This is a genomic window from Xanthomonas sp. WHRI 6106 (assembly GCF_040202405.1).
GTDB classification, from domain to species: Bacteria; Pseudomonadota; Gammaproteobacteria; order Xanthomonadales; family Xanthomonadaceae; genus Xanthomonas; species Xanthomonas cannabis.
The window spans coordinates 72971-85336 of record NZ_JBEGFC010000001.1 but is presented as its reverse complement, the minus strand read 5'-3'; the positions used below and the strand labels follow the sequence as shown (position 1 = coordinate 85336).

Annotated in this window: 8 protein-coding genes and 8 tRNA genes; 3 read left to right on the top strand and 13 right to left on the bottom strand. The window is 63.0% G+C overall.

Features of this window, described 5'->3' with window-relative positions; translation table 11 throughout:
- Positions 1 to 2: 2 nt before the first annotated feature.
- The 9 genes from ABQZ09_RS00460 to ABQZ09_RS00420 all read right to left on the bottom strand — a co-directional run bounded on the left by ABQZ09_RS00460 (position 3) and on the right by ABQZ09_RS00420 (position 7172).
- Positions 3 to 76 (bottom strand) — tRNA-Asp (locus ABQZ09_RS00460).
- Between the two features lie 92 nt (positions 77 to 168).
- Positions 169 to 245 (bottom strand) — tRNA-Asp (locus ABQZ09_RS00455).
- Positions 246 to 272: 27 nt separating this feature from the next.
- Positions 273 to 347, bottom strand: a tRNA-Val gene (locus tag ABQZ09_RS00450).
- Between the two features lie 11 nt (positions 348 to 358).
- The gene (gene hbs, locus ABQZ09_RS00445) at positions 359 to 631 is read right to left on the bottom strand and encodes a non-specific DNA-binding protein Hbs (protein WP_002806049.1); all 273 of its coding nucleotides are present in this window, start codon (positions 629 to 631) and stop codon (positions 359 to 361) included.
- Positions 632 to 845: 214 nt separating this feature from the next.
- Complete coding sequence (lon, locus tag ABQZ09_RS00440; protein WP_349775828.1) at positions 846 to 3317, bottom strand: endopeptidase La; 2472 nt, start codon at positions 3315 to 3317, stop codon at positions 846 to 848.
- A gap of 142 nt (positions 3318 to 3459) precedes the next feature.
- Positions 3460 to 4746, bottom strand: coding sequence for an ATP-dependent Clp protease ATP-binding subunit ClpX (clpX, locus tag ABQZ09_RS00435; RefSeq protein WP_003483788.1), 1287 nt, complete (start codon positions 4744 to 4746; stop codon positions 3460 to 3462).
- 125 nt (positions 4747 to 4871) lie between these two features.
- Entirely contained in the window at positions 4872 to 5498 is a 627-nt protein-coding gene (gene clpP / locus ABQZ09_RS00430; protein WP_002806026.1) for an ATP-dependent Clp endopeptidase proteolytic subunit ClpP, read from the bottom strand.
- Between the two features lie 92 nt (positions 5499 to 5590).
- Complete coding sequence (gene tig / locus ABQZ09_RS00425) at positions 5591 to 6883, bottom strand: trigger factor (protein WP_349775827.1); 1293 nt, start codon at positions 6881 to 6883, stop codon at positions 5591 to 5593.
- Positions 6884 to 7087: 204 nt separating this feature from the next.
- Positions 7088 to 7172, bottom strand: a tRNA-Leu gene (locus ABQZ09_RS00420).
- 270 nt (positions 7173 to 7442) lie between these two features.
- Between ABQZ09_RS00420 and ABQZ09_RS00415 the strand changes: the two genes are divergently transcribed.
- Complete coding sequence (locus tag ABQZ09_RS00415; protein ID WP_349775826.1) at positions 7443 to 8711, top strand: two-component system sensor histidine kinase NtrB; 1269 nt, start codon at positions 7443 to 7445, stop codon at positions 8709 to 8711.
- 710 nt (positions 8712 to 9421) lie between these two features.
- Positions 9422 to 10684, top strand: a complete 1263-nt coding sequence (locus tag ABQZ09_RS00410) for a lipase family protein (RefSeq protein ID WP_349775825.1) — start codon at positions 9422 to 9424, stop codon at positions 10682 to 10684.
- Between the two features lie 256 nt (positions 10685 to 10940).
- Here the strand turns inward: ABQZ09_RS00410 and ABQZ09_RS00405 are convergent.
- The 4 genes from ABQZ09_RS00405 to ABQZ09_RS00390 all read right to left on the bottom strand — a co-directional run bounded on the left by ABQZ09_RS00405 (position 10941) and on the right by ABQZ09_RS00390 (position 11411).
- Positions 10941 to 11016 (bottom strand) — tRNA-Lys (locus tag ABQZ09_RS00405).
- 90 nt (positions 11017 to 11106) lie between these two features.
- Positions 11107 to 11183, bottom strand: a tRNA-His gene (locus ABQZ09_RS00400).
- Positions 11184 to 11215: 32 nt separating this feature from the next.
- Positions 11216 to 11292 (bottom strand) — tRNA-Arg (locus ABQZ09_RS00395).
- A 42-nt stretch (positions 11293 to 11334) separates the two neighbouring features.
- A tRNA-Pro gene (locus tag ABQZ09_RS00390) sits at positions 11335 to 11411 on the bottom strand.
- 151 nt (positions 11412 to 11562) lie between these two features.
- Here ABQZ09_RS00390 and ABQZ09_RS00385 point away from each other — a divergent pair.
- A complete protein-coding gene (locus ABQZ09_RS00385; RefSeq protein ID WP_039403972.1) occupies positions 11563 to 12324 on the top strand; it encodes a Bax inhibitor-1/YccA family protein in 762 nt (253 codons plus the stop codon).
- The last annotated feature ends 42 nt before the right edge of the window (positions 12325 to 12366 follow it).

Sequence of the window (12366 nt, the reverse complement as noted above, 5' to 3'; positions counted from 1 at the left end):
GGCGGAGCGGACGGGACTCGAACCCGCGACCTCCGGCGTGACAGGCCAGCATTCTAACCAGCTGAACTACCGCTCCGCTTTAAACTTGGACATCTCCCCCACAGCAATCGCAGCGCGAATGTTGTGGAGAAAACGAAGCCCCCAATCGCTCAGGGGCTTCGGTGTAACTGGCGGAGCGGACGGGACTCGAACCCGCGACCTCCGGCGTGACAGGCCAGCATTCTAACCAGCTGAACTACCGCTCCGCGCTTGAAACTTTGCCTGGTGCTTAGTGGTGGGTGCTGAGGGTTTCGAACCCCCGACCCTCTCCGTGTAAGGGAGACGCTCTACCGCTGAGCTAAGCACCCTAGCGAGTCGATTAGTTTACTGCATCCTTCAGGGCTTTGCCAGCCTTGAATGCAGGATTCTTCGAAGCGGCGATCTTGATGCTGTCGCCCGTCTTCGGATTGCGGCCGGTACGCTCAGCGCGCTCGCGGACCTGGAAGGTGCCGAAGCCAACGAGGGTGACGGCGTCGCCCTTCTTCAGCGCCTTGGTGATTTCGCTCACAACCGCGTCGACAGCACGGCCAGCTTCAGCCTTGGAGATGTCAGCGGCAGCGGCAACGCCATCGATCAATTCGGTTTTATTCATTCTTGAAACTCCCTTTGCGGCAGATGCCGCGGAATCGACAATCGGCGCTCTTGCCGTTAGCGAAGAACCCGACACAAGTGGTATCGCGTGACGCATCACATTTTGCCGCGCCCACGAGTCGTGCATTTATACCAGCGCCCCCAACAGCACGCAAGCCAAAACCCAATAACGACGCGGGTTTTGGCTTGTTTCGGGATGTCCTAGACAGCGCGCGTTAGTGCTTGACGCGCGCGCCGGGAGTGGTGCGCGACTTACCGCGGACGGCAACGCGCGATGCGGTCTTGCGCGCCTTTTCCTTGCCGGCCTTTTTCGGTGCCAGCGGGCGCTCCAACGCCAGGTCCAGCACTTCGTCGATCCACTTCACCGGCACGATTTTGAGATCGCGGGTGACGTTGGCCGGGATGTCGGCAAGATCCTTGCGGTTCTCGTCCGGGATCAACACCGTGCGGATACCGCCGCGCAATGCCGCCAGCAACTTCTCCTTCAACCCACCGATCGCCGAGACGCGGCCACGCAGGGTGATCTCGCCGGTCATCGCCACATCGGCACGGATCGGCACCTTGGTCAGGATCGACACCAGCGAAGTCACCATCGCAATGCCCGCGCTTGGGCCATCCTTGGGGGTGGCGCCGTCGGGCACGTGCACGTGCACGTCCTGCTTCTGCAGGAAATCCACATCGATGCCCAGCCGCTCGGCGCGCGAACGTACGACCGACAACGCAGCCGATGCCGATTCCTTCATGACGTTGCCAAGCTGACCGGTGAGGATCAGGTTGCCCTTGCCCGGCACCAGCGTGGATTCGACCTGCAGCAACTCGCCGCCGACTTCGGTCCATGCCAGACCGGTCACCAGGCCGATCTCGTTTTCTTCTTCGGCGCGACCGAAGTCGAAACGACGCACACCCAGATACTTGTCGAGATTCTTCGAGCCAACCGTTACCAGCGCCTTTGGCTTGCCCTTCTTGGCAACGGCTTTCTTGGCCGCCGGCTGCGGGCCGGCCAGCGCGATTTCCTTGACCACCTTGCGGCAGATCTTTGCGATTTCACGCTCCAGGTTACGCACGCCCGACTCACGCGTGTAATAGCGCACGACATCCTGGATTGCGTCGCCACCGATCTCAATCTCTTCCGGCTTCAAACCGTTGGCCTTGATCTGCTTGGGCACCAGATACCGCATGGCGATATTGAGCTTTTCATCCTCGGTGTAGCCGGGGATGCGGATCACTTCCATGCGGTCCAGCAGCGGACCCGGAATATTGAGCGAGTTGGAGGTAGCGACGAACATCACCTCCGACAGATCCAGATCCACTTCCAGATAATGGTCGTTGAAGGAGTTGTTCTGCTCCGGATCCAGCACTTCCAGCAATGCCGACGATGGATCGCCACGGAAGTCCATCGACATCTTGTCGATCTCGTCCAGCAGGAACAGCGGATTCTTGCTGCCGACCTTATTGAGGTTCTGCACCAAACGGCCCGGCATGGAGCCGACGTAGGTCCGGCGATGGCCGCGGATCTCGGCCTCGTCGCGGATGCCGCCCAGGCTCATGCGCACGAACTTGCGGTTGGTCGCCTTGGCGATCGATTGGCCGAGCGAGGTCTTGCCCACACCCGGCGGCCCGACCAGGCACAGGATCGGCCCCTTCATCTGCTTCACGCGCGACTGCACTGCCAGGTATTCAAGGATGCGCTCCTTGACCTTGTCCAGACCATAGTGGTCGGCGTCCAGCGTGTCTTCGGCCACCTTGAGGTCCTTGCGCACCTTGGTGCGCTTCTTCCACGGCACGCCCAGCAGCCAGTCCAGATAGTTGCGCACCACCGCCGCTTCGGCGGACATGGGCGACATCTGCTTGAGCTTGTTGAGCTCGGCCTTGGCCTTGGTCTCGACCTGCTTGGGCATGCCCGCCTCGGCGATCTTGCGGGCCAGCTCTTCCAGCTCGCCGGGCGCGTCGTCCAGGTCGCCCAGTTCCTTCTGGATCGCCTTCATCTGCTCGTTGAGGTAGTACTCGCGCTGGCTCTTTTCCATCTGCGACTTGACGCGGCCGCGAATGCGCTTTTCCAGCTGCTGCACGTCGATTTCGCCGTCCACCAGGCCAACCAGCAGCTCCAGGCGCTCACCGATATCGGTGATCTCCAGCAGGCGCTGCTTGTCGGCCAGGCGCACGCCGATATGCGCGGCAATGGTGTCGGCCAGGCGCCCCGGCTCGTCGATGCCGGCCAGGGTCTGCAGCAGTTCCGGCGGCAGCTTGCGGTTGGTCTTGACGTACTGCTCGAACAGCGACATCAGCGAGCGCGCAATCGCTTCCACCTCGCGCGGCTCACGGGCATCGCTGGCTTCGACCTCGGTGCCTTGGCCCTGCAGCGCGCCGTCCTGTTCGACGACCTTGTCGACAGTGACGCGCGACAGGCCTTCGACCAGCACCTTGATGGTGCCGTCGGGCAATTTGAGCAGCTGCAGCACCTGCGCCAGGGTGCCGACGGTATACAGATCGCCGGCCGCCGGGTCGTCGGTTTCGGCCGACTTCTGCGCCACCAGCAGGATGCGCTTGTCCGCTTCCATGGCTTTTTCCAGCGCGCGCATCGACTTGTCACGGCCGACGAACAGCGGGATCACCATGTGCGGAAACACCACCACGTCGCGCAGCGGCAACACCGGCAGATCGAGAACTTCTGATTGGGACTGGGCCATGGGGCGCTCCGCAGGAATGGGGTTTAGAGGCACAAAAAAGCCGATGGCCCCGTTATGGGGCCATCGGCGAGGTGTTGCAAGTAGCGCTCGGAAAGCCTTTAGCCGCGAGCGGGGCCAGGCCCGGGCAACGCGGCCGCAGGACTCAGTCGCCGGACGCGGCCTTGGCCGGAGCCGGTTGCGCCTGGTAGATCAGGTACGGCTCGGATTTGTGCTCGATCACCGACTCGTCCACAACCACCTTGCTGACATTTTCCTGCGAGGGAAGCTCGTACATCGTGTCCAGCAGGACCGATTCGACGATGGTGCGCAGGCCACGGGCACCGGTCTTGCGCTTGAGCGCCTTCTTGGCGATCGCGGACAGGGCATCCGGGCGGAACTCCAGTTCCACGCCTTCCATGTCGAACAGCTTCTTGAACTGCTTGGTGATGGCGTTCTTCGGCTCGGTCAGGATCTTGATCAGCGCCGGCTCGTCCAGCTCCTCCAGCGTTGCAACCACCGGCAGGCGGCCGACGAATTCTGGAATCAGGCCGAACTTGATCAGATCTTCCGGCTCGACCTCGGCCAGGATCTTGCCGACTTCCTGCTTGCGCTCGCTGCTCTTGACCTTGGCACCGAAGCCGATGCCGCCAGCGTCGTTGGAACGCTGCTGAATCACCTTGTCCAGGCCGGCGAACGCGCCGCCGCAAATGAACAGGATGTTCTTGGTGTCGACCTGCAGGAATTCCTGCTGCGGATGCTTGCGGCCACCCTGCGGCGGCACCGAGGCAACCGTGCCTTCGATCAGCTTCAGCAGCGCCTGCTGCACGCCTTCGCCGGACACGTCACGGGTGATCGACGGGTTCTCGCTCTTGCGCGAGATCTTGTCGATTTCGTCGATGTAGACGATGCCCTGCTGCGCCTTCTCGACGTCGTAGTCGCACTTCTGCAGCAGCTTCTGGATGATGTTTTCCACGTCCTCACCGACATAGCCGGCCTCGGTCAGCGTGGTGGCATCGGCGATGGTGAACGGCACATTGAGCAGGCGTGCCAGCGTCTCGGCCAGCAGCGTCTTGCCCGACCCCGTCGGACCGACCAGCAGGATGTTGGACTTCGCCAGCTCGACGTCGTCGTTCTTGCTGCGGCTCTCGATGCGCTTGTAGTGGTTATAGACCGCGACCGCGAGCGTGCGCTTGGCGCGCAACTGCCCGATCACGTACTGATCCAGCACTTCGAGGATCTCGCGCGGCTTGGGCAGGCTGGAACGTGCCGACTGCGCCTTCTCTTCGAGTTCTTCGCGGATGATGTCGTTGCACAGCTCAACGCACTCATCGCAGATGAACACGCTGGGACCGGCAATCAGCTTACGGACTTCATGCTGACTCTTACCGCAGAACGAGCAGTAGAGAATCTTGTTGCTGTCGCCGGAACGACCTTGGCGGTCTTCGCTCATGCTTCTGTTACCCAGTTACCCCACCCGATGCACGGGGGTTCGATTTCGAGAATAGCACAGGGTCGGGAGGACATTCGCCCCACCCGACCCTGCCGGTTTTTCCTGCAATTTCAGCGACCTGGCGATCAAGACGGCTGGATCGACTCTTCCGGACGACGCTCGAGCACCTGATCGACCAGACCATAGGCCTGCGCATCGACCGCGCTCTTGAAGTTGTCGCGCTCGGTGTCGCGCGCGATGGTTTCCAGCGACTGGCCGGTGTGCTTGGCCAGGATCTCGTTCAGGCGCGAACGCAGGGTCAGGATTTCACGGGCGTGGATGTCGATGTCGGTCGCCTGGCCCTGGAAGCCACCCAGCGGCTGATGGATCATCACGCGCGAGTTCGGCAGCGCGTAACGCTTGCCCGCCGCGCCCGAGGCCAGCAGCAACGCCCCCATCGAGGCTGCCTGGCCGACGCAGATGGTGCTCACGTCCGGCTTGATGTACTGCATGGTGTCGTAGATCGCCATGCCGGCCGTGACCACGCCGCCGGGCGAATTGATATAGATGCTGATGTCCTTCTCGGGGTTGTCCGCTTCCAGGAACAGCAGCTGGGCCACGATGACGTTGGCCATATGGTCGTCGATGGGACCGACCAGGAAGATCAGACGCTCCTTCAGCAGACGCGAGTAGATGTCGTACGCACGCTCGCCACGGCTGGTCTGCTCGACCACCATGGGCACCAGGTTCAGGGCTTTGGTCACAATGCTCATCGGTCTTCCTGTTGTGGCAGCGGCCTGTGCCGACGCCCGTGTTCGATATCCGCACCCTGACGACGGCAGGGCGCGGTTCTCTTGCTACCGCCTCAGACCCGGATGGCGTCCTGGAACGACAGCGGCTGCTCGGTGTGCTGGGCGCGCTCGGCGATCCAGTCGATCACCTGCTCTTCCATCACACGGCTCTGCAGCCCACCCATCAACTGGGGGTCGTTGCGGTACATCTCAATGACCTGTTCGGGCTCTTCATAGGTCGAGGCGATCAGACGCAGCGTTTCGCTGACGCGCTTGGATTCCAGACGCAGTTCATTGCGACGGGCCACCTCGCCCACCAGCAGACCGACCAGCACGCGCTTGGCCGCCGCGTCCATGAAGCCCTGATGCGCGTCGTCCGGCACCTGGCCCGGATCGCGGCCGCTGCGGCGAACCTGCTCAACCTGCTGGGCCAGCATCGAACGCGCTTCGTTCTCGACCAGACGCGGCGGCATTTCGACGTGCGCATAGGCGGCAATCAGCTGCTCGCCGACTTCGCGACGCAGGCGGTTCATCAGCGCGCCCTTGAGCTCGCGCTCCAGGTTGGTGCGGATGTCGGCGCGGAACTGCTCGGCATCGCCACTCTTCACGCCAAAGCTCTTGATGAACTCCTTGTCCACTACCGGCAGCACCGGCTCGGACACCTCGACCGCCTTGACGTGCACCTGCACGGTCTTGCCGGCCAGCTGCGGCACGCGCCATTCGGCGGGGAAATCGATGGTCAGGGTCTTGTCTTCGCCCTTGGTCAGGCCTTCCAGACCTTTTTCGATCTGGTCGAACATCACGCCCGAGCCCAGCACGCTGCTGCCGGTCTCCACGCCTTCGGCGGGCAGACGCTCGTCGCCGGCCTGCGACCAGGTCTCCAGCGCCACCAGGTCGCCGACCTGCGCGCCGCGCTCGACCGGGTTCCAGGTGCGGCGCTGCAGGCGCAGGTTTTCGATCATCTGGTCGATGTCGGCATCGGTCACCTCGGCGGTATGACGCACCACCGACAGCTGGCTCACGTCGATGTCGCCGAAATCCGGCACCACTTCGAAGGTGGCGACGAAGTCGAAATCGGTCTCGCCCTGGTCGATCCGCGGGTTGCCAGCAAGACGCAGCGAATGCTCGCGCACCGCCGAATCGAAGGTCTCCCGCAGCAGGCCTTCCATCGCTTCGGCACGCACCTGCTGACCGAAGCGCTGCTCGATGACCTTGGTCGGCACCTTGCCGGGACGGAAGCCCTTGATGCGGGTGGTCCGCGCAAGTTCGCGCAGGCGGCCACCGACATGCGTCTCCAGGCGCTCCTGCGGCAGGGTGAAGGTCAGGCGGCGTTCCAGATTGCCGGTGGATTCGATCGATGCTTGCATGTTGACTCCTGCCACCGACAGCGCACGGCGTCGGCACGAGATGGAAGATGCGGGTTGACGGATGGCGGGAAAGCCGCCGAGCCTTGTAGTTTCGCCGATAACGGCGGCCGCTGCCAGCGGGATGCGTGCAATGGCACGCCTGGCGAGAAAAACCTGTGGTCTGCATGGGCGGCGGCGGCCGGAACACTCACGGCCGCGCTGCACTGGTGCGAAAGGGGGGACTCGAACCCCCACGCCTTGCGGCGTCAGAACCTAAATCTGGTGCGTCTACCAATTCCGCCACTTTCGCAGTGCTGTACGCGCCCGCCATTGTTGCAGGGATGCTGGCAAAGAAAAAGCGCTGCTGCCTGTCCAGGGCGGTCTGCCGCCATTTCTGACCTTCCTGGCGGACCTTGGCTCCCTCTTCGCAGCGCTCCCGACATCTACCAGTACGCTAGAGTCCGGTGAATGGTTCAGCGTGGCGCCCTGCTGCAGCATGAAGCAATGCCGTGTTCTTGCGCACGGCGCCGGCAATGTTTGCGAAAATTCCGTTAATCAGCCGAGAGAGACAACCGCCGCGATGAGAGATCGGTATCGGCAGATCGTGGCACTGTCGCGAGACTGCATCAAAGAGATCGACCTCAACGGGCGGATCACGGCAGTCAACGTTAACGGCTTGACCGTCCTTGGCGCCAGCCACCAGGACGAGCTGCTCTCCCGCCCGTGGCGCGAGTTCTGGCCGGCGGAGTCCGTGCACCTGGTGGATGCGGCAATGGCAGCATCGATCGATGGCACGGTGCACGAGTTCGAGGCGGCCTGCGTCAATTTCGTTGGCGTCCGGCAGACCTGGCAGGTGGTCACCAGCCCGTTGTTCGATGAGTTCGGCAATGTCGAAGCCATCCTGGCGGTCAGCAAGAACATCTCTGACCGCCGGGCACTGGAGGCGGCCTTCCACACGCTGGACCGCACCCTGAAGGCAGAGCGTGAATTCTCCATCGGAGCGCTAATGCTGGCACGCACGCGCGAGCATTCGCTGTCGACCGAGCTGCATACCTTGCGCGACCTGCACGAGCGCACCGAAGGCGACCTGGATATCGCGCGTGCCGCGCAGGGCGCTGCGGAGAAGATTTCCGAGCAGGCGCAGAAAGGCGAGGCAGTCGGCCAATTGCTTGCCGGCGTCGTGCACGACTTGAACAACGTGCTGCAGGCCGCCACGTCGGCGATCGATCTGGTGGTGCAACGCGGGCAGATCGATTCACCGGATGCCAAGCTGCTCGGCGTCGCCGATGCGGCGCTTCAACACGGCTCGGTCATGGCGCAGCGCCTGGTCGGGTTTTCGCGCCAATATCCGTATAGCCCCGAAGTGGTCGACCTGGCCGCCCTGGCCGAACAGCTCAACCCGCTGCTGGAGCAGGTGATCGGCGCGGACCTGCAGCTGCAGTTGCACAGCGATGCGGGCGGATGCTGCGCCATGGTCGACCGACACACGGTGGAACGCGCGATCTTGAACCTGGTCATCAATGCGCGCGATGCCTGCGACAGCGGCGGCATCATCCGTATCGAGACGGGCTACGCACGCGTGACCGAGGCCGACGCAAGCCTGACCAAACCCGCCGGGGCCTACGTCACCCTCGCCGTCGCCGATAATGGTCATGGGATGGATCAACAGGTGCAGTCACGCCTGTTCGAAGCCTACTTCACCACCAAGGGTGCAGACCGCGGCGCCGGCCTGGGCCTGGCGCAGGTCCACAGCGCCGTGCGGCAGGCAGGCGGTTTTGTCGACGTCATTTCGGCGCCGGGTGAAGGCGCGCGCTTCCTGCTCGCGTTTCCACGCGTGGATCAGGCTTAGCATCTGATCGTCGGGTGCTGAAGCCGGCGCACTGCATTCGCGTTGCAAGTGAGATACGGGTGTAACCCGCTGCAGGCCGCATTACCGATGCCGCAGGCCGATTGCTGCCGCCCGCCGGCACTACCTCGGTCATGTCGGCACCATGCCGATGTACTTCAAGAAGTCGGCGGGACATCTACAACGATGACATGCGCTCGCGCTGGGAGTCATCCAGCCACTTTTGTGACCGATGCAGCCTTGCCAGTCACTTGCCGCGCAGCCTGGATGGCGATCGAACCGTCTGGTGACGCCGACTCGTCCCGACGGGCCCTTGGACCGGGAAAGCGGCTGCCGCTGGCGCACTGATGCAGGCCTGCATCCAGGCAGCCGCGCCCAACATCCGATGAATCGATAGAGGCAAAGGCATGCGTGACACCTCGCGCATTCGCGCCGGGAGTGCGCGCTTCGTTGTTGCCGAATGCGGCCCTGATCCACAGGCCCATAGTCTGGCCTCCTGAACAGCCAGAGCCTCGCCAGCACCCATCCATTACCTGTCGCAACGCCGTCACTGCCGATCAAGGCAGCGCGTTCGCCTCGGTCCACACGCCCCGCTGACAACGCGCTGATCGCATGCGATCCATGCCACCACTGTCGGCAGCCAACACCTTGAAGCGTCCATCACTCCCCCACGCAGCCGCATTCACCTGCGGTCGCACATCAGGACATCGGCCATGGGAAACAAACGAAATCGCAATGCATCACGTCTGTTCAGCGCCATTGGAACCGCACTGGCCTTCCTGCCCGTGATCGCAATGGCATCGCCTGCGCGTGGCACCCTGCTCAACAGCAACTTCCTCACCAGCTATACCCGCACCGCGCTTGCTGCATTGCTGCCCAACGACAAGGCCAGCGACCTCCCCAAATGCGATGTCAGGGTGGCCGAGTTCACCTATGCGACGGTCGGCGTGAAGGGTGAACCGACCACGGCGTCTGGCGTAGTGCTCGTGCCAGGCGGTGCCAGCTGCACAGGCCCCTATCCGCTGCTGAGCTGGGACCCAGGCACCGAACCGCAACGTGCCGCAGAGCAGGCCAAGGAGATTCGCGACGCCAAGGGCGATGACCCGCTCGTCACCCGACTGGCCGGCCAGGGATACGTGGTGGTCAGCACCGATTATCTGGGCCTGGGCAAGTCCACCTACCCATTCCACCCCTACCTGCACGCGGACAGCGAAGCCAGCGCGACCATCGACGCGATGCGCGCCGCCCGCCAGGTCCTGGCGCGGCTGAACACCCCGCTGTCGGGCAAGGTGATGCTGTCGGGCTACTCGCAAGGTGGTCACGCCGCCATGGCAACCCAGCGCGAAATCGAGGCGCATTATCCCAACGAGTTCAAGCTGGCCGCCAGCGCGCCGATTTCCGGCCCGTATGCATTGAGCCAGACCTTCCTGGACAGCTGGAGTGGGCGCAATGCCGTTGGCGAGAGCACCTTCGGCCTGGTGCTGGTGACCTACGCCCTGGTCGGCATGCAGCATGCCTACCAGAATGTCTACCTCTCGCCGTCACAGGTGTTCCAGGACCCATGGGCAGGGAAAGTCGAAGGCCTTTTCCCGGGCAAGAACGATCTGATCGATCTGGCCGTCGGCGGACTGTTGCCGACGATCGACAAGGTTGGCAGCTATTTCCAGCCGAGCTTCTACAAGGATTTCCCGCGCAACCCCAACAACCGGTTCCGCCAGGACCTGGTGCGCAACGATCTGCTGAACTGGACGCCACGGACGCGCACATTGCTCTGCGGCTCCTCCAATGACGCCACCGTGCCACTGAAGAACGCGAGCACCGCCATCGACGCCTTCAAGCGCCGCGGCAGCACGCAGGTCTCGGTGGTGGATGTGGGCAGCGGCAATCCCGCCGACAACGATGCCCTGGCACATCTGGCCAGCAAGGAAAGCTGCATGATCGCCGTGCGCCAGCAGTTGCTGGACAAGCAACGCTGAGCGCAGGCGCTTACGCACAGCAGCCCGGGACGCATGCAACACCAGGACGGCGCGCAGCGCATTGCCGCCGTCTGCACAGCGACGATGCCGTTGCCAGGATGAAAAAGCCGGGCGCCACTGATGTGGCGCCCGACGCGCCGGCGGTGGTTACACACAGCAAGACGCGCTGGATGGCAGGCCAGGATTGCCTGCGTCTGCGACAGGCCTCCGCGCAAAGAAAAACAGCCACTCAACTTGCGCTGAGTGGCTGCCTGTCTGGTGGGCCGTCAAGGATTCGAACCTTGGACCTATTGATTAAGAGTCAACTGCTCTACCAACTGAGCTAACGGCCCTGAAACTGGTCGCACATTGTATGCGCGTTTTTGCTTCGTTGCAACACCCCGAGATCGGGTCAAACTTTCCTGCACTTGCCTGTCATTCAGTGGGGTGGCTGAGGGGACTCGAACCCCCGACATCTGGAATCACAATCCAGTACTCTAACCAGCTGAGCTACAGCCACCACTGAAAACCTGCTTCCTACCGTACCGCCGATGGCGCGCCCGACAGGACTCGAACCTGTAACCGCCGGCTTAGAAGGCCGGTGCTCTATCCGGTTGAGCTACGGGCGCCCGGACCGAACTTCGCATTCCCACGCCGTCAGGAGCTCGGAATGGTCGGGGTAGAGGGATTCGAACCCCCGACATCCTGCTCCCAAAGCAGGCGCGCTACCAGACTGCGCTATACCCCGGCGGGACCTTTCGATCCCGAAGGCTGGAAAGGTCGGCTATTTTGGGAACGATTGGCCTCGCTGTCAATCACCCTGTGTAAATTGGACGATCCGGTATCCTCTCAACAACGCGCGCCAACTCGGCGAGCACCTACTTTCATGGAGAACACGCATGCGTAGCGGTAACCCGGCCCTCCGGGAATCCACGTTCCTCGACCTCGGCTCCGGTTCGGTGGTCACCCGCGATGGTCAGGCGATGACACTCAACGGCACGGTCAACAAGACCGGCCTGCTGTTGCTGATGGCGGTCCTCACCGCCGCGTTCGCATGGTCGCAATCGCTTGGCGCCGACGGCGTTCCGCTGCCGGCCGCACGCATCTACATGATTGCCGGCGCGATCGGCGGACTGGTGTTCGCGCTGGCGACCAGCTTCAAGCCGACCTGGGCACCGATCACCGCGCCGCTGTACGCGCTGGTGGAGGGTTTCTTCCTGGGGTCGATCTCGGCCGTGTACGAAGCGCGCTTCAATGGCATCGTGTTCCAGGCGGTCCTGTTGACCTTCGGCACCATGTTTGCGCTGCTGTTCGCATACCGCAGCGGCATGATCAAGGCGACCGAGAACTTCAAGCTGGGCGTGGTGGCGGCGACCGGCGGCATTGCGCTGGTGTATCTGGCGACGATTGTCCTGGGCTTTTTCGGCGTGCGGATTCCCTTCATCCACGACTCGGGCCTGGTCGGCATCGGCTTCAGCCTGTTCGTGGTGGTGGTGGCGGCACTGAACCTGGTGCTGGATTTCGACTTCATCGAAAGCGGTGTCGAGCAGGGCGCACCCAAGCACATGGAGTGGTACGGCGCGTTCGGCCTGATGGTGACGCTGGTGTGGCTGTACATCGAGTTCCTGCGCTTGCTGTCGAAGCTGCAGTCGCGGAACTAAGCCGGGAATCGGGAATCGGGATTGGGGAATCGCTAAAGCGTT